Genomic DNA, 18,442 nt, shown 5'->3' on the forward strand with positions numbered 1-18,442 from the left:
TAACCCGACCTACGAACCTGTGTAGGCCGGTGCAAGCGCAGCGCCACCCGGCAATCAAAACGTTATTCCCAGTGCAGTAAACACTGCTGGCCGAATTTATCGGCAACCAGCAACGCCGCATAAACCTGATCAACGGTCACGCCGCCCGGCATGTTGTGGATGGTTTCACCCGGTGCGCACGCCGCTTCCGCCACAATGCGCATTTTTTCCTGCACATCATTCTGAATATCCAACTGTGCCAGCGTGATTGGCAGGCCAATCGCGTAGCAAAGTGCGGCGACGGTTTCGATCTCTTCCTGTGGCGCGTTTTCCAGCACCAGTTGCGTGAGCGTACCGAACGCGACTTTTTCGCCGTGGTAGTAATGGTGCGCATCCGGAATGGCGGTTAAGCCGTTATGCACTGCGTGAGCCGCCGCCAGGCCGCCGCTTTCAAAGCCGACGCCGCTGAGATAGGTATTCGCTTCAATCACGCGTTCAAGCGCTGGCGTCACCACATGTTTCTCTGCCGCCAGCATGGCTTTTTCGCCTTCTTCCAGCAGTGTGTTGTAGCACAGTTCCGCCAGTGCCAGCGCGGCCTGAGTGCAGCGTCCTCCTGCCATGGTGGTTGCGCCACTGCGTGAACAAGCACGTGCTTCAAACCAGGTTGCCAGCGCATCACCAATGCCCGCCGCCAGTAAACGTGCAGGCGCACCGGCCACCACTTTGGTGTCGACAATCACCAGGTTTGGATTGTGTGGCAGCATCAGATATCTGTCGAATTCGCCCTCGTCGGTATAGATGACGGAAAGTGCGCTGCAGGGCGCATCCGTTGAGGCGATGGTTGGCGCGATGGCGACGGGCAAATTCATGAAGTGTGCCAGCGCTTTCGCGGTATCCAGCGTTTTGCCCCCGCCAATGCCCAGCACAGCCTGGCATTTTGCGCTTACCGCGATGTCACGTAAGCGATTGATTTCATTTTGCGAACATTCGCCGTTGAACGGCACGATATCAGCCGCTAAGCCGCTCTCGTCGATACTTTTGCGCAGCGTCTTCTCAGCGAAACCGAGCACAAATTTATCGCCCACGATGAGCCAGCGTTCAGCCATCGGCTTGAGGTAGTCACCGAGGCGGGTGAGAACATCTGCACCCTGGATATATTTGCCTGGCGATTGAATAATCCTGTCCATACATCACTCCTTAAAGGTTGAGATTGCCAAATGCGTTCTTCCAGTCCTGCTCAAACTTCTCAATAGCTGACTCTACTGCGGGCGTGCCGAGCATTTGTTGCGCTACGTCTAAGGGAAGGGTGATTGCTTCGCACCCGGCGAGCAGGCAATCCAGCGCCTGACGCGGCGTTTTAAAACTGGCCGCCAACACCTTGCTCTGCGGAGCGTGCAGCTCCAGCAGAGTTTGCAGTTCCCGCACTGTCTGGATGCCGTCGCCGCCCTGCGCATCCACACGGTTAACATACGGGGCGACATATTCAGCCCCTGCCAATGCGGCGAGTAATCCTTGCGAGGCGCTATAAACCGCGGTGCCGAGTGTCGGAATATCTTCACTTTTTAACCGTTTGATGGCCGCCAGCCCTTCGGCAGTCACCGGAATTTTGACCACGATGTCGGGCAAAAAATTAGCCAGGCGTTTTGCTTCATCCACCATGCCGTCCGCGGTGCGGCTCATCGTTTGGGCAAAGAGTTTGCCCTGTGGGCCAATGGCTTCCTGCAACTGTGGAAGGACTTCCCACAGTGCTGTTTTTCCAGCGGCAATAATGCTCGGGTTAGTGGTGACGCCTGCAATCGGATAAATACGGGCCAGACGGCGGACTTCAGCGACATTTGCGGTATCGAGATACAGTTCCATGAGGTTTCCTTAGGTCAGAGTTCCAGTTCGTGTTGCAGCAGGCTGGCGATCGCTTCTGGTGAAGCGGCGTTCACCAGCGCATCGCGAAATTCCGCGTGCATGATGCGGCGAGCCAGTCGCGAGAAAATACGCATGTGTTGATCGCCTGCGGCGTGTTTATTCAGCGTCAGCATGATGATGAACTGCGCTTCTTCTTCGCCCCATTGCACCGGCTTTGGTAGGCGTGCCATGCTGATAGTGGATTGTTCGATGTGCTCTGATTTGCTGTGCGGGATGGCAAAACTGAAGCCAAGGCCTGTCGAAAACACCGCTTCACGCGCCCAGAGATCGGCTTCCAGTTTGCGAGGGTAACGGCAGCGTCCGGCCAGCAGCAGGTTGTCGGTCATGCCTTTGAGCACTTCTTCTTTGCTTTGCCAGTCATTATCGAGCGAGATGCAGCTGGCGGCGATCAGCGGCGCGTCTTGTTGCGTCATGCGGAATTGCGCCAACAAATGCTCCACTTCCAGCGAAGTACGACAGGCCATGGCCTGATTGAGCAACTGACGGCAGGCGCGGCTGTCGAGCTGCGCCAGACGCGCTTTTGTAGCAGGAATGGCAGGTGCGCTCATGCTGATTTCATCCAGCCCGAGCCCGACCAGCAGTGGGAGCACAGAACCTTTCGCCCCCAGTTCGCCGCACAGGCCAATCCATTTCCCCTGGCGATGAACGGCCTGCACCGCAAAATCCAGTGCGCGTAAAAACGCCGGGTTCAGGCTGTTGTAGTGGCGCGTGACTTTGGCGTTATCGCGATCGACTGCCAGCAGGTATTGCGTCAGGTCGTTGCTGCCGATGCTGAAGAAGTCTATCTCTTCGCAACACTGGTCGATGATGAACATCACTGACGGCACTTCCAGCATGATGCCGAGAGGAATTTTTTCATCAAACGGGATGTGGGCGCTGCGCAATTGCTGTTTGGCTTCGGCGAGTTTTTCTTTCACCCATAAGATCTCTTCCATCGAGGAGATCATCGGGATCATGATCTTCAGTTTGCCGTGAGCAGAGGCGCGCAGGATCGAGCGAAGCTGAGTCGTAAACAGCGCGGCGTACTCTTCATAAATACGCACTGCGCGATAGCCCAGGAACGGATTGTTTTCTGCCGGAATGTTGAGATAGTCCACCGGCTTGTCGCCGCCGATGTCCATGGTACGCACGATGATGCTACGTCCGGTTGCGGACTCCAGCGCCTGACAGAAAATGTTGTACAGCTCGTCTTCGGAAGGCGCACTGGTTCTGTCCATGTACAGCATTTCCGTGCGGAACAAACCGACCGCCTCAGCGCCGTTACCAAAAGCGGCCTGCGCTTCCACGGCGTGGGCGATATTGGCGGCCACTTCCAGGCGTAGTCCATCCGCACTTCTGGCCTCTTTTTCCAGCCACACACTTTGCTGTTCACGCAGCGCAGCCTGAACACGCGCTTCCTGCTGGTAATAGCGGTTAATGGCCTGCGTCGGTTCTACAACGATGGCACCGGTGTTTCCGTCGAGCCAGACAGGCTGATTTTGCCAGCGAGAAAGGGCAGGAATATCCACGCCAACCAGCGTCGGGATATTAAAGGAGCGAGCGAGGATCACTGTGTGAGAAGTCGTGCCGCCACTTTGCAGAATCAACCCTTTCAGCAGGGTTTTATCCAGTTCAAGAAACTGGCCTGGTGTCAGTTCGTCAGCCATGCAAATGGACGGACGGGTTAACTGACCCGGAGCCGGGAAGCGGGCTTCGCCGTAGATCTGTTGCAGCAGTTGGTAACAGACGTCGGTCACATCCAGCACGCGCTCCTGCAAATAGCTGCTGCTGGATTTCTCGAAGGTTTCGCTGAAGTGCCGGGCGCTGCGAATGATCGCTTCGGCGCAGCTCAACCCTTCAGTGATGCCGCCCAGAAGATGCTGACGCAGGCTGGTGTCCGTTGCCAGTGAACGATGGGCGTCGAGAATGGCGCTGGTGGTGCTGTCGCTGTCGAGTTGGCGCAGCGCCAGGGTTTTGACCAGCAAGGTCAGTCCGTTATCCAGCGCGGCTTGCTCTTGCTCCTGAGACAACGTGGCGGGCAGATTGCTGAGCGTACCGAGATTCAGCGCGGTGATGGCCGTCAACACGCCGCCTGCGCTGCCGCTGCACACAGAGCGAGCGCGAATCAGCGTTGGGTTCAGATGAGTCAACGATTCCGGCAGGGCATCCATTTCCTGTTCGCTTGCGTGTTCCAGCGGTGCATCACAGTGTGGAAATTCATCGCGAAACCAGGCGCTGAGCTTTTGTTGGGCGTTGGCCTCGTCTGGCCCTTCAATACGTATCTGACAGCTGTCTCCGGTGAGGGTGTCAGTGCCGATAATCGCCAGCGCGCTCTTGGCATTGCCGCTGCGTTCGCTGCGTAAATTGTGCCACTCAATCGCCGATGAGAAGGTGTTGCACAGCGTTTCCACCAGGCTTGCCGGGCGAGCGTGCACACCGTTGGGCAAGGTACAGATAAATTCCACAACCTGGGCCATGGCCTTTCTCCTCAATTCAAATAGGGTCTGGCGACAGCATAGAGCGGGGAAAAGGGCAGGGGCTATCTGACAAAACGGCTAAAAACTGGATAAATGTATTATCCCTGTTGAAATGCGATATCGCTCACAGGTTGCAGCGAATCCGCACTTTTGGCTGAAATGCTCAACTCTTTGAGAGCGATCCCATTTTTCACTAAGCATTACAAAAATCCAGTAAATGGCCTTTTTGTCCACTGTCTGTTGCGCTTCCGATTGCCTATTGTTGCCCCAACAACGTTATGGATATGGGCCTGTGGCCCGGGAGCAGCAAATGAAAGAGTTGGTGCACATCCTCAAAAACACCCGTCAGCATTTAATGACCGGCGTGTCGCATATGATCCCGTTCGTGGTCGCCGGGGGCATTCTGCTCGCGGTGTCCGTCATGCTGTATGGCAAAGGCGCTGTGCCTGATGCCGCAACAGATCCCAACCTGAAAAAGCTGTTTGATATTGGCGTGGCGGGGCTAACCCTGATGGTGCCTTTCCTGGCCGCTTACATCGGTTATTCCATTGCGGAACGCTCTGCATTGGCACCTTGCGCCATTGGTGCCTGGGTCGGTAACAGTTTTGGCGCAGGCTTCTTCGGCGCGATCATCGGCGGGATTATCGGCGGGATCGTCGTCTTCTATCTCAAGCGCATTCCCGTACCGAAAGTCCTGCGCTCGGTCATGCCCATCTTTGTCATCCCGATTATCGGCACTTTTGTTACCGCCGGGATCATGATGTGGGGCCTTGGCGAACCGGTTGGTGCGTTAACCCACAGTCTCACCAGCTGGCTGCAAGGGATGCAGCAAGGCAGCATCGTTGTGCTGGCGATTGTGATGGGCCTGATGCTGGCGTTCGACATGGGCGGGCCAGTCAACAAAGTGGCTTACGCTTTCATGCTTATCTGTGTGGCGCAGGGCGTTTATACGGTGGTGGCGATTGCTGCTGTCGCGATTTGTGTCCCGCCGCTTGGGCTGGGGCTGGCAACGCTGATTAAGCGCAATAACTTCAGCGCGGAAGAACGAGAAGCCGGAAAAGCGGCACTGGTCATGGGCTGCGTGGGCGTGACCGAAGGCGCAATCCCATTTGCCGCCGCCGACCCATTGCGCGTCATCCCCTCCATCATGCTGGGTTCTGCGTGCGGCGCGGTTACCGCTGCGGTCATCGGCGCGCAATGTTATGCGGGCTGGGGCGGGCTGATTGTGCTGCCAGTGGTCGATGGCAAGTTGGGGTATATCGCGGCGGTTGCGGTGGGCGCTGTGGTGACGGCCGTTAGCGTCAACGTTCTGAAAAGCCTGGCACGTAAACAGCAAAAACCGGTTGTTGAGAAAGAAGACGACCTGGATTTGGATTTCGAGATTAACTAAGAGGGAATGACCATGATTTCAATTATCGCAGTAACGGCTTGTCCATCCGGTGTCGCTCATACCTACATGGCTGCCGAAGCGCTGGAAGCCGCGGCGAAAGCCAAAGGCTGGCAGGTCAAAGTGGAAACGCAAGGCTCGATTGGCCAGGAAAATACCCTGACGGCGGAAGATGTGGCAGCCGCTGACATGGTTATCCTCACCAAAGATATCGGCATCAAATTTGAAGAGCGTTTTCAAGGCAAAACGATTGTCCGCGTCAACATCAGCGATGCGGTAAAACGCGCCGACGCCATCATGAACAAGATTGAATCCCACCTGACGCAAACCGCTTAGCACACCGGCCCGCTTCTGTTTGGGCGGGCCGCCTGACCTCAAAAAAGGAGTGCCCCATGACGAATCGCATTCAACGCCTGAAAGACGCCCTGTTTGCCCATCCCCGTGAAATTTCCCTTGAGCGCGCGCTGCTGTATACCGAAAGCCATCGGCAGACGGAAGGCGAGCCGGTTGTCCTGCGCAGAGCCAAAGCGACGGCGCATATTCTGGATAAGGTGGAGATAGCGATTCGTGATGAGGAGCTGATTGCCGGGAACCGAACCGTGCAGCCGCGCGCTGGCATTATGTCACCGGAAATGGACCCGTACTGGTTGCTGAAAGAACTGGATCAGTTTTCAAGCCGCCCACAGGACAAGTTTGCGATCAGCGAAGACGACAAACGAATCTATCGCGAAGAGCTTTTCCCTTACTGGGAAAAACGGTCGATGAAGGATTTCATCAACGCCAGAATGTCGGATGAGGTCAAAGCGGCGGTCGCGACGCAAATCTTTAGCGTTAACCAGACCGACAAGGGGCAAGGGCACATCATCATCGATTACCCACGCCTGCTGGAAAATGGCTTGGGTGCGCTAGTGGCCGAGCTGAAAACGCTCTGTCAGCGTGAGCAGGATAATGATTTTTATGCTGCCGCGTTGTTACTGCTGGAAGCCTCGCAGCGTCATATTCTGCGCTACGCCGTGCTTGCCGATGCGATGGCGCTTGAGTGTCAGGACGCGAAACGGGCGGAAGAATTGCGCCAAATGGCTGAGATTTCACGCCATAACGCAGAACACAAGCCGAAGACGTTCTGGCAGGCGTGTCAGCTGTTCTGGTACATGAACGTGATTTTGCAGTATGAGTCGAATGCGAGTTCGCTCTCCATCGGGCGTTTCGATCAGTACATGCTGCCTTTTTATCAGGCCTCGCTGAGCCAGGGTGAGGATCCTGCTTTCCTGCGCGAGATGCTTGAATCGCTGTGGGTGAAGTGCAACGACGTGGTGCTGCTGCGTTCAACCAGCAGCGCGCGCTATTTCGCAGGCTTCCCGACGGGCTACACCGCCCTGCTTGGCGGTCTGACGGAAAACGGCCGCAGCGCGGTAAATATTCTCTCCTTCCTGTGCCTTGATGCCTATCAGAATGTCCGTCTGCCACAGCCAAACCTGGGCGTGCGCGTGAATGAGCTGATTGATGGGCCGTTCTTACACAAAACGGCAGAAACGGTTCGTCTGGGCACCGGTATTCCGCAGATTTTTAACGATGAAGTGGTTGTGCCTGCTTTCCTGAATCGAGGCGTTTCGCTGGAAGATGCGCGTGATTATTCCGTCGTGGGCTGCGTGGAGCTTTCTATTCCCGGGAAAACCTACGGGCTGCACGATATCGCGATGTTTAACCTGCTGAAAGTCATGGAAATTGTATTGCAGGAGCACGAAGGTAACGCGGACATCAGTTGGGATACCCTGCTGGACAAAATCCGCGCGAAGACCAGACACTTCATTTCACTGATGGCCGAAGGCAGCAACATCTGCGATATCGGCCATCGCGACTGGGCACCGGTACCGCTGCTGTCGTCGTTCATCAGCGATTGTCTGGAGAACGGGAAAGACGTCACCGAAGGCGGCGCTCGTTACAACTTCTCGGGCGTACAAGGGATCGGCATCGCCAACCTCAGTGATTCTCTGCATGCCCTGAAAGGCATGGTGTTTGATCAGCAAAGGCTGAGTTTTGATGAGCTGCTGGCGGTACTGAAAGCCAACTTTGCGACGCCAGAAGGCGAGAAAATTCGCGCCCGGCTGATCAACCGCTTTGAGAAATACGGCAATGATATCGACGAAGTGGACAACATCAGCGCCGATTTGCTGCGCTACTACTGCAAAGAAGTGGAAAAATACCGTAATCCGCGCGGAGGGCAATTTACGCCAGGGTCGTACACTGTTTCCGCTCATGTGCCGTTGGGCGCGGTGGTCGGCGCAACGCCAGACGGACGCTACGCGGGCGAGCAACTGGCCGACGGCGGCTTGTCACCGATGCTCGGGCAGGACATGCAGGGGCCAACCGCCGTGCTGAAATCGGTGAGTAAGCTGGATAACACGTTGTTGTCTAACGGCACATTATTGAATGTGAAATTCACACCCGCGACGCTGGAAGGTGATGCCGGGCTGAATAAGCTGGCTGACTTTCTGCGGGCTTTCACCAGGCTGAAATTGCAGCACGTCCAGTTTAACGTGGTGAATGCCGATACCCTGCGTGAAGCGCAGGCGCGACCACAAGATTTCGCCGGGCTGGTGGTGCGCGTGGCGGGTTACAGCGCCTTCTTTGTCGAGCTGTCGAAGGAGATCCAGGATGACATTATCCGCCGCACCGCACATCAATTGTGAGGTGCTGGAGACGCGCGCTGACACGGCGCGCATTTTCAACATTCAGCGCTACTCCCTGAACGATGGGCAGGGCATCCGTACGGTGGTTTTTTTCAAAGGCTGCCCGCACCGGTGCCCTTGGTGCGCTAACCCGGAATCCCTTTCGCCTGCTATCCAAACGGTGCGTCGCGAGAGTAAATGCCTGCACTGTGCGCCCTGTTTACGTGATGCAGACGAATGCCCTTCAGGGGCATTTGAACGGATTGGCAGGGATGTGACGCTTGAGCAACTTGAGCGTGAGGTGCTGAAAGACGAGGTTTTTTATCGCACTTCAGGCGGGGGCATCACGCTTTCGGGCGGCGAAGTGTTAATGCAGGCGGGGTTCGCGACTCGCTTTCTGAAAAGATTACGCAAAGCGGGTTTGCATACCGCGATCGAAACGGCGGGCGATGCACCCTTGAATCGCCTGCTGCCTTTGGCTCAGCAGTGCGACGAAGTGCTCTTCGATCTAAAAATAATGGAGCCTGCGCGCGCTCAGGCGGTAGTGAAAATGAATCAGCCACGCGTGCAGGAGAATTTTTTAGCGCTGGTGAGAGAAGGGATCAACGTCATTCCGCGTCTTCCGTTGATTCCGGGGTTCACTCTGGAAGACGAAAATGTGCGACGCGTGCTGGCTTTTTTGGCCCCGACCGGCATACGAGAACTGCATTTGCTTCCCTTTCACCAGTATGGCGAACCAAAATACCGATTGTTGGGCGGCGAATGGGCGATGAAAGCGTGTGTGCCGCCGACGGCGGAAGACATTGCTCGCGTTCGTGGCAAAGCAGAAGCAGAGGGTTTTCATGTAACGGTAGGAGGATAACGTGACGGGTACGGGCGGAAGATTTCTGGTAGCGGTGACGGCTTGCGTGAGCGGCGTGGCCCACACTTACATGGCAGCAGAGCGTCTGGAGAAGCTATGTCAGCAGGAAAAATGGACCGTCAAGATTGAAACTCAGGGCGCACTCGGGATTGAAAATGCGCTGAGCCTCGAAGATATCTCACGAGCCGATGTGGTGTTGCTTATCACCGATATCGATTTGAGCGGCGAAGAGCGTTTTGGCGACGCACGGTACGTTCGTTCAGGCATCAATACTTTTTTACGCGAACCGCAAAAGGTGATGAGCGCGGTGCGCAAACTGCTTTCGGCCCCGCAACACACTCATATCACTCTTTAACCAACAGCTGGCTGTGATATTGCCGGCGATATTCCGACGGCGAACGGTCGGTGTTTTTGCGAAACAGTCGACAGAAATAGTTACTGTCGGTGAAGCCGCAGGCATGCGCCACTTCCTTCACTTTCATGTCGTACCCTTTGAGCAGCGCTTTGGCTTTTTCGAGCCGGGTGTGGTTCAGATATTCGTTAAAGCCTAACGCACCGCTTTTATTGAACAGGTGCGACAGATAATTGGGCGATATATAAAACGCATGGGCGACAGAGTCCCGGCTAAGGGCGTCGGCATAATTCGCATCAATATGATCGCGAATCGCCTCGAACAGCGCCTGGCTGCGCGACGCGGTCTGAATCTGGCTGCTTAGCAGATCGGCGCAGTGGCTCAGCAGGCTCATCACAATCATCCTTGCGGTGTTGTTATCCTGCGGCTGCATGCGGATTTCATTGAGTGCCTGCAATAAAAAAGAGCCAACGCGAGGGCCACGACGCGCCACATGCTGTTTCATCACGTTCTGGATCTGCTGCCCATCCCAGTATTGCACGCTGAAGCCAAGCTGTTGTTTACCAAATAAAATACTGAGCGTGGTGGCGGGTTTCTCCCACTGCGGGCAGTTCCAGCTGCCGGCTGGCACATACAGCAAATCATGAGCTTTGAGGCTGAACGGCCCGTCGCAAATTTCACCCTTCAACACAATTTCAAGCCTCGGGAAATCGACCTGGAAGGCCAGCGGCGGCACCGTGCCGTTTTCGTGCGCAAAGTAGCAGATATTCAAGGCGTCCATTGATGACATCAATGACGTAACGATTCGGGCGATGTTGCTGTCGGTTTGTTCCACTACTTCACCTCTCCTGAATGATTTACGAAAAAACGCTGACAGATCATTGGCCTCTTTCCCCTGCATAATCCAGGCTTATTGTTGAAAGTTTACGGATTCGTCGACATTTCTATGAACATCTTTTGTTATGGTGTTCATGGCCAGAAGGAATCAGCTATCAAATCTGTAGATTTTTTCATCTATAACTTATCTGCAGAGCTGTATATCCTGGTATTAAAACACTGAAGGGAGCAGGAAGATGAGCAATCAAGAAAACGATCACAACACGTTATCCGCAGCAAAGTGCCCATTCCATCAGGGCAGCCATGACGAAAGCGCAGGCGCAGGGACCAGCATCCGAGACTGGTGGCCAAAACAACTTCGCGTCGATCTTCTCAATCAGCACTCCAGTCGCTCTAACCCGCTGGGCGAAGATTTTGATTACCGTAAAGAATTCAGCAAATTAGATTATTCCGCTCTGAAAGGCGATCTCAGAGCGCTGCTGACTGATTCGCAGCCATGGTGGCCTGCCGACTGGGGCAGCTACGCTGGCCTGTTTATTCGTATGGCGTGGCACGGCGCAGGGACCTATCGTTCCGTTGATGGTCGTGGCGGCGCGGGACGTGGTCAGCAGCGCTTTGCCCCACTGAACTCCTGGCCGGACAACGTCAGCCTGGATAAAGCACGCCGTCTGCTGTGGCCAATCAAACAGAAATACGGCCAGAAAATCTCCTGGGCCGACCTGTTCATTCTGGCGGGTAACGTGGCGCTGGAAAACTCCGGCTTCCGTACCTTCGGCTTTGGTGCCGGGCGTGAAGACGTTTGGGAACCGGATATGGACGTCAACTGGGGCGATGAAACGACCTGGCTGAAACACCGTGATCCGGAAGCGTTGGCTAAACGTCCGTTAGCCGCTACCGAAATGGGCCTGATTTACGTGAACCCGGAAGGGCCAAACGCCAGCGGCGAACCGCTGTCTGCGGCGGCTGCCATCCGAGCCACCTTCGGTAACATGGGCATGAACGACGAAGAAACCGTCGCGCTCATCGCCGGTGGTCATACATTAGGGAAAACTCACGGTGCGGGCGAAGCAACCCACGTGGGTGCTGACCCGGAAGCGGCCCCAATTGAAGCACAAGGCCTGGGTTGGGCAAGTACACACGGCAGCGGCGTGGGTGCTGATGCCATCACTTCTGGCCTGGAAGTGGTATGGACTCAAACGCCAACTCAGTGGAGCAACTCCTTCTTCGAGAACCTGTTCAAATATGAGTGGGTACAGACTCGCAGCCCGGCAGGTGCGATTCAGTTTGAAGCGGTGGATGCGCCAGAAATCATTCCTGATCCGTTCGACCCGTCCAAAAAACGTAAGCCAACGATGCTCGTTACCGACCTGACGCTGCGTTTTGATCCGGACTTCGAGAAAATCTCCCGTCGCTTCCTCAACGATCCGCAGGCCTTTAACGAAGCCTTCGCTCGCGCGTGGTACAAACTGACTCACCGCGATATGGGGCCAAAAGCGCGTTACATCGGACCAGAAGTGCCGAACGAAGATCTGATTTGGCAGGATCCGCTGCCGAAAGCGTTCTTTGACCCAACCGCTGAAGATATCGACGTTCTGAAGGCAGAAATTGCACACTCCGGGCTTTCTGTGAGTGAACTGGTGTCTGTTGCGTGGGCGTCGGCTTCCACCTTCCGCGGTGGCGATAAGCGTGGCGGGGCCAACGGTGCTCGTCTGGCGCTGGCACCTCAGCGTGACTGGGATGTGAACGCTCTTGCTGCTAAAGCGCTTCCGGCGCTGGAAGCGATTTATAAATCTTCTCGCCGTGCTTCTCTGGCAGACATCATTGTGCTGGCTGGTGTGGTCGGTGTCGAAAAAGCGGCGGAAGCTGCTGGCGTGAATATTCATGTGCCGTTTACGCCGGGCCGTGTGGATGCCAGCCAGGATCAGACCGACATCGAAATGTTCAGCCTGATGGAGCCGGTAGCCGATGGTTTCCGTAACTATCGCGCTCGTCTGGATGCGGCAACCACCGAATCCCTGCTGATCGACAAAGCGCAGCAACTGACGTTGACCGCGCCGGAACTGACCGTGCTGGTGGGGGGGTTGCGTGTTCTGGGTGCCAACTTTGATGGCAGCAACAACGGCGTGTTTACTGACCGTGTGGGCGTGCTCAGCAATGACTTCTTCGTCAACCTGCTGGACATGCGCAACGAGTGGAAAGCCGCCGACCCGTCTAACGAACTGTTCGAAGGGCGTTGCCGTCAGAGCGGTGAAGTGAAACACACTGCAACCCGTGCGGACCTGGTGTTTGGCTCTAACGCCGTCCTGCGTGCGCTGGCAGAAGTTTATGCCTGCGAAGATGCCAAAGAGAAGTTTGTAAAAGACTTCGTGGCGGCATGGGTGAAAGTGATGAACCTGGATCGCTTCGACCTGCAGTAAGCCTGTCTCAGAGGTAAAAAAATCCCCGCTTTCGAGCGGGGATTCAGACTGCTGACAAAGAAGGAAAAAGCGTGGTTTTTCCTTCTTTGTGGTTATCAGCCGAAAATCAATAAATTGATTTTCCTTGTTTTTTTATTCGGTACCCTATGACGAATTTCATTCGTTAGAGGTTTGTCATCACTCTCAATCCCCGCTTTCGAGCGGGGATTTTTGTTTGGGCATTTGCGAAATTGCCGGGCGGCACGTTGTTTGCCCGGCCTACAGGATTTTGTAGGTCGGGTAAGCGTAGCGCCACCCGACAGCACGCGATTAACCGGTATTACGCATACCTGCCGCAACACCTGCGATAGTGACCATCAGCGCCTGTTCAACGCGTGGGTCCGGCTCTTTGCCTTCTTCCTCGGCCAGACGTGAACGGTGCAGCAGTTCAGCCTGCAATACGTTCAACGGGTCGGTGTAGACGTTACGCAACTGAATGGACTCTGCAATCCACGGCAAATCGGCCATCAGGTGCGAGTCGTTGGCGATATCCAGCACAACTTTAATGTCCGCTTCCAGCAGCTCACGCAGTTCTGCGCCCAGTGGCCACAGCTCTTTCTTCACCAGACGCTGATCGTAGTACTCTGCCAGCCACAGGTCAGCTTTGGCGAAGACCATCTCCAGCATGCCTAAACGGGTAGAGAAGAACGGCCAGTTGTGGCACATGGTTTCCAGTTCGCTCTGTTTGCCGTCTTCCACCACTTTTTGCAGTGCAGCACCTGCACCCAGCCAGGCTGGCAGCATCAGACGGTTCTGCGTCCAGGCGAAAATCCATGGAATGGCGCGCAGGGATTCCACGCCGCCGGTTGGACGACGCTTCGCAGGGCGAGAACCCAGCGGCAGTTTGCCCAGTTCCTGTTCTGGCGTGGCAGAACGGAAGTACGGGACGAAGTCTTTGTTTTCACGCACATAGCCGCGATACATGTCGCAGGAAATGTCGGACAGCTCCGCCATAATGTGGCGCCATTCGGCTTTCGGTTCTGGCGGTGGCAACAGGTTCGCTTCCAGAATCGCGCTGGTGTAGAGCGACAGGCTGCTGATGGTGACTTCTGGCAGGCCGTATTTGAAGCGGATCATCTCGCCTTGTTCAGTCACTCGCAGGCCGCCTTTCAGGCTTCCTGGAGGCTGAGAGAGCAGCGCCGCATGCGCAGGCGCGCCGCCACGACCGATAGAACCGCCGCGACCGTGGAACAGCGTCAGCTCGATGCCCGCTTTTTCGCAGGTTTTGATTAGCGCGTCTTGAGCCTGATATTGCGCCCAGGATGCCGCCATTACGCCTGCATCTTTTGCGGAGTCGGAATAGCCAATCATCACCATCTGTTTGCCCTGGATAAAGCCACGATACCAGTCGATGTTCAGCAGTTGCGTCATCACATCGTTGGCGTTGTTGAGGTCATCCAGCGTTTCGAACAGTGGCGCCACCGGCAGCGCAAAGCCGATACCCGCTTCTTTCAGCAGCAGGTGTACAGCCAACACGTCAGAAGGTGTTTTTGCCATAGAGATAACGTACGCCGCCACGGAACCCTTCGGCGCTTCGGCAATCACTTTGCAGGTGTCGAGCACTTCGCGGGTTTCTTCGCTTGGCTCCCACTGACGTGGTAGCAGCGGACGTTTGGAATTCAGTTCACGGATCAGGAAGGCCTGTTTGTCGGCTTCAGACCAGCTTTCGTAATCACCAATGCCGAGATAGCGGGTCAGCTCGCCCAGCGCTTCTGTATGACGAGTACTTTCCTGACGTACGTCGATGCGCACCAGCGGCACGCCGAAACACTTCACGCGGCGCAGGGTATCGAGCAGTTCACCGTTGGCGATGATGCCCATCCCGCAGGATTGCAGAGACTTGTAGCAGGCGTACAGCGGTTCCCAGAGTTGTTCGTTCTGCGTGATCAGGCCAGCCGGCTTAGGCAGTTTTTCGCCCTTCAGACGTGCTTCCAGCCATGCCTGTGTTGCCATCAGCTGGCTGCGCAGGGTTTTCAGCAAGTAGCGGTACGGTTCGGTGGCACCCGCTTCGCCGACGTATTCGCGCAGCTCATCGGTGCATTCGACCATCGACAGTTCGGAGATCAGCAGCTGAACATCTTTCAGGAACAGATCGGTCGCTTTCCAGCGGCCCAGCAACAGCACGGTGCGGGTGATGTCGGCGGTCACATTCGGGTTGCCATCACGGTCGCCGCCCATCCATGAGGTGAAACGTACAGGAACGAAATCGACCGGGAGGCGATATCCCAGATTGTCTTCGAGCTGTTCGTTCAGTTCGCGCAGGTAGTTTGGTACACCTTCCCACAGGCTGTTTTCAACGACCGCAAAACCCCATTTGGCTTCATCAACCGGGCTTGGGCGGTGTTTACGAATTTCATCGGTATGCCAGGACTGGGCAATCAGCTGGCGCAGACGGCGCATCAACTGGTGCTGTTCGTAGTCGGCGATATCTTTGTTATCGAGCTGTTTCAGGCAGGTGTTCACTTCCACCATTTTGTGGATCAGTGTACGACGCGTGATTTCCGTGGGGTGAGCGGTCAGAACCAGTTCGAGCGACAGCGCTTCGACCGCTTTCTTGATGGTCGCTTCGTTGAGATCAGGCTGATCTTTGAGTTTACGAAGCGTACGAGCAATCACTTCCGGGTTGCTGGCGGCTTCACCTTTCGGTGAAATGCTGTGGTATTGCTCGGCGGTATTCGCCAGATTCAGAAACTGACTAAAGGCGCGGGCTACCGGGAGCAGCTCATCGTTAGACAGATTCTGTAATGTGGTCAGCAATTCCTGGCGATTGGCTTCATTGCCCGCACGGGAAGATTTTGACAACTTACGAATGGTTTCAACGCGATCAAGAATGTTTTCACCAAGTGCATCCTTGATGGTTTCGCCTAACACCTTACCGAGCATACTGACATTACTGCGCAAAGCGGAATATTGTTCGTTCATAAACCCCAGACACCCCATCTCATTTATGTATGTCCCGGGATTTTGCACAACCGCAACGTGACCGTTTACGGTGAGTCAAAATCGTTCGGACATGCTTTTCGGTATTTTCTCGTCTTCACTTTATAAAGCCACGTAAAAACCCCTACGTCAATTGCTGCGAAATCGGTTCAGCAAACGAATAAATGCCCGTAATTTGCCAAATTTAACTCAGCGCGAGTGAGATAAGCGTTGCTTATGAAAATGTGAATGAGATCACTTATGCCGGGCGGCACTTCGTTTGCCCGGCCTACAAGGGGAAAAGGGGGAGTAGGCCCGGTAAGCTATGCGCCACCGGGCATTATTTAGTCAAATCAGTGCCAGCAAAAATGCTGCACAACTTGAGTGATCAGCTCGCGGGTCGGTTTGATAAAGCGCGTTTCGAGATATTCATCCGGCTGATGCGCCTGATTGATAGAGCCAGGCCCCAACACCAGCGTTGGGCACAGCGTCTGAATATACGGCGCTTCGGTGCAGTAGTTCACCACTTCGGTTTTTGTGCCGAGCAGTTTTTCCACCACCTGAACCAGCTGATGATCCGGCGGGCAGGCATAACCCGGAATCGGCGGATGCAGTTCAGAAACGGTCAGGCGACCCGGCCATTTTTCACTGACCGGAGCCAGCGTTTCTGTCAGCAGGCCGTTGAGATCGTCGAGCGTCATCCCCGGCAACGGACGAATGTCCATGTGCAGTTCGCAGCAGGCGCAAATTCGGTTGGACGCATCGCCGCCGTGAATGGCTCCCAGGTTCAGCGTTGGATATGGCACAGCAAACGCATCGTAGTGATAGCGCTCTTTCAGCGAGTCGCGCAATTGCATAATTCGCCCAATTGCATCGTGCATCAGCTCAATGGCGTTCACGCCGCGATCCGGATCGCTGGAGTGACCAGATTGGCCTAACACGCGGATCGCACTGGAGATATGGCCTTTGTGCGCACGCACGGGCTGTAGTGATGTCGGCTCGCCGATGATGGCGCAGTCCGGGCGCAGGGTCGTGGATTCTGAGAAATAGCGGGCGCCTGCCATGCTGGTCTCTTCATCGGCGGTCGCCAGAATGTAGAGCGGTTTTTTCAGCTGTGTCACGTCAACATCACGCAGGGCATCAAGAATGAAGGCGAAGAAGCCTTTCATGTCGGCGCTACCCAGGCCGTAAAGCTTGTTGTCGTGTTCGGTCAGGGTAAACGGGTCGAGCGTCCAGCGTCCGTCATCAAACGGGACGGTGTCGGTATGGCCTGTCAGCAATAATCCGCCTGCGCCGGTTCCCGTGCTGGCTAGCATATTGAATTTGTGGCGAGTGCCGGGCACCGGCTGGATCTCGACTTTGAAGCCGAGCGTGGCGAACCAATCCGCCAGCAGATTGATTAAACCTTCATTACTTTGGTCGAGGGATTCCTCGGTGGCGCTGATGGACGGTGTGGCGATCAATGCGCGGTAAATCTCGATAAAGGGCGGTAAATTGTTTTTCATTGTTGACACACCTCAGGTCATGATAGTATCAATATTCATTCACTATTAGTGAATAAAAATACATTATCGTTGAGCATAAAGGAACCCGATGTTGAATACGCTGATTGTAGGCGCAAGCGGTTATGCAGGCGCTGAGCTGGTGAGTTACGTAAATCGTCATCCGCACATGAACATAACCGCTTTGACGGTCTCAGCGCAAAGCAATGACGCCGGAAAGTTAATCTCCGACCTGCATCCGCAGCTGAAAGGCATTGTCGATTTGCCGCTTCAGCCGATGTCTGATATTCGTGAATTCAGCGCGGGCGTCGATGTGGTGTTCCTCGCAACAGCCCATGAAGTGAGCCACGATTTGGCACCGCAGTTTCTTGATGCTGGCTGCGTGGTGTTCGACCTCTCCGGCGCGTTCCGCGTCAACGATGCTGAGTTTTATCAAAAATATTACGGTTTCACTCACCAGCACCCACAGCTGCTGGAGCAGGCAGTTTACGGCCTGGCGGAGTGGAGCGGCGATAACATCAAAGAAGCGAATCTGATTGCGGTGCCAGGGTGTTACCCAACGGCGGCGCAGCTCTCATTGAAACCGTTGATCGACGCCGGGTTGTTAGATCTTTCCCAATGGCCGGTGATCAACGCCACCAGTGGTGTCAGCGGTGCCGGGCGTAAAGCGGCCATTTCCAATAGCTTCTGTGAAGTGAGTTTGCAGCCGTATGGCGTGTTCAATCATCGCCACCACCCAGAAATTACCACTCACCTTGGCGCAGAGGTGATTTTCACTCCGCACCTGGGTAACTTTAAACGCGGTATTCTGGAAACGATCACCTGCCGTCTGAAAGCGGGAGTGACTCGTGAGCAGGTTGCAGACGTTTTCCAACAAGCCTATGCCAGCAAGCCTCTGGTCCGTCTTTACGACAACGGCGTTCCGGCCCTGAAAAATGTGGTCGGTCTGCCGTTCTGCGATATCGGCTTTGCCGTTCAGGGCGAACACCTGATTGTTGTTGCCGCAGAAGACAATCTGCTGAAAGGCGCAGCGGCACAGGCGATACAGTGTGCGAACATTCGTTTTGGCTTTGCCGAAACCCAGTCTCTTCTTTAACGAATAA

Annotated in this window: 13 protein-coding genes; 7 read left to right on the forward strand and 6 right to left on the reverse strand. The window is 55.3% G+C overall.

Annotated elements, in window-relative coordinates; translation table 11 throughout:
- Positions 1–62 precede the first annotated feature (62 nt).
- Genes gldA through ptsP form a run of 3 tightly spaced genes read right to left on the reverse strand, consistent with a single transcriptional unit; the run spans position 63 to position 4,355 of the window.
- Positions 63–1,166 (reverse strand): bifunctional L-1,2-propanediol dehydrogenase/glycerol dehydrogenase, encoded by a 1,104-nt coding sequence (gene gldA / locus ACLW56_RS13290; protein ID WP_330984248.1) that lies wholly within the window; start codon positions 1,164–1,166, stop codon positions 63–65.
- Between the two features lie 10 nt (positions 1,167–1,176).
- Positions 1,177–1,839, reverse strand: coding sequence for a fructose-6-phosphate aldolase (gene fsa, locus ACLW56_RS13295; protein ID WP_330984249.1), 663 nt, complete (start codon positions 1,837–1,839; stop codon positions 1,177–1,179).
- A gap of 14 nt (positions 1,840–1,853) precedes the next feature.
- Positions 1,854–4,355: a phosphoenolpyruvate--protein phosphotransferase gene (ptsP, locus tag ACLW56_RS13300; RefSeq protein WP_330984250.1), complete on the reverse strand. Its 2,502-nt coding sequence runs from the start codon at positions 4,353–4,355 to the stop codon at positions 1,854–1,856.
- Positions 4,356–4,665: 310 nt separating this feature from the next.
- On the opposite strand from ptsP, the gene ACLW56_RS13305 reads away from it, so the two are divergent.
- From ACLW56_RS13305 to ACLW56_RS13325, 5 genes are read left to right on the forward strand one after another with little or no spacing between them, the layout of a single operon-like run.
- A complete protein-coding gene (locus tag ACLW56_RS13305; protein ID WP_330984251.1) occupies positions 4,666–5,745 on the forward strand; it encodes a PTS fructose transporter subunit EIIC in 1,080 nt (359 codons plus the stop codon).
- A 12-nt stretch (positions 5,746–5,757) separates the two neighbouring features.
- Positions 5,758–6,078 carry a PTS fructose-like transporter subunit IIB gene (locus ACLW56_RS13310; RefSeq protein ID WP_330984252.1) on the forward strand — a complete coding sequence of 107 codons (321 nt, stop codon included), beginning with the start codon at positions 5,758–5,760 and terminating at the stop codon, positions 6,076–6,078.
- Positions 6,079–6,134: 56 nt separating this feature from the next.
- Positions 6,135–8,432 (forward strand): formate C-acetyltransferase, encoded by a 2,298-nt coding sequence (locus tag ACLW56_RS13315; protein ID WP_330984253.1) that lies wholly within the window; start codon positions 6,135–6,137, stop codon positions 8,430–8,432.
- Entirely contained in the window at positions 8,398–9,273 is an 876-nt protein-coding gene (locus ACLW56_RS13320) for a [formate-C-acetyltransferase]-activating enzyme (protein ID WP_330984254.1), read from the forward strand. Before ACLW56_RS13315 ends, ACLW56_RS13320 begins: the two co-directional genes overlap by 35 nt.
- 1 nt (position 9,274) lies before the next feature.
- Positions 9,275–9,628: a PTS fructose-like transporter subunit IIB gene (locus ACLW56_RS13325; protein ID WP_330984255.1), complete on the forward strand. Its 354-nt coding sequence runs from the start codon at positions 9,275–9,277 to the stop codon at positions 9,626–9,628.
- Here ACLW56_RS13325 and ACLW56_RS13330 read toward each other — a convergent pair.
- On the reverse strand, positions 9,618–10,415 hold the full coding sequence (locus ACLW56_RS13330) for an AraC family transcriptional regulator (RefSeq protein ID WP_330984270.1): 798 nt from the start codon (positions 10,413–10,415) through the stop codon (positions 9,618–9,620). The two genes, ACLW56_RS13325 and ACLW56_RS13330, sit on opposite strands and share 11 nt — an antisense overlap.
- A gap of 283 nt (positions 10,416–10,698) precedes the next feature.
- Between ACLW56_RS13330 and katG the strand changes: the two genes are divergently transcribed.
- On the forward strand, positions 10,699–12,879 hold the full coding sequence (gene katG, locus ACLW56_RS13335) for a catalase/peroxidase HPI (RefSeq protein WP_330984256.1): 2,181 nt from the start codon (positions 10,699–10,701) through the stop codon (positions 12,877–12,879).
- A 309-nt stretch (positions 12,880–13,188) separates the two neighbouring features.
- Here the strand turns inward: katG and ppc are convergent, their stop codons facing one another.
- Positions 13,189–15,840, reverse strand: coding sequence for a phosphoenolpyruvate carboxylase (ppc, locus tag ACLW56_RS13340; protein ID WP_330984257.1), 2,652 nt, complete (start codon positions 15,838–15,840; stop codon positions 13,189–13,191).
- Positions 15,841–16,190: 350 nt separating this feature from the next.
- The gene (gene argE / locus ACLW56_RS13345) at positions 16,191–17,342 is read right to left on the reverse strand and encodes an acetylornithine deacetylase (RefSeq protein WP_330984258.1); all 1,152 of its coding nucleotides are present in this window, start codon (positions 17,340–17,342) and stop codon (positions 16,191–16,193) included.
- Positions 17,343–17,430: 88 nt separating this feature from the next.
- Here argE and argC point away from each other — a divergent pair, with 88 nt between their 5' ends.
- On the forward strand, positions 17,431–18,435 hold the full coding sequence (argC, locus tag ACLW56_RS13350; RefSeq protein WP_330984259.1) for an N-acetyl-gamma-glutamyl-phosphate reductase: 1,005 nt from the start codon (positions 17,431–17,433) through the stop codon (positions 18,433–18,435).
- The last annotated feature ends 7 nt before the right edge of the window (positions 18,436–18,442 follow it).

Origin of the sequence: Pantoea sp. sgz302252 (genome assembly GCF_047713085.1) — a bacterium.
GTDB lineage: Bacteria > Pseudomonadota > Gammaproteobacteria > Enterobacterales > Enterobacteriaceae > Scandinavium.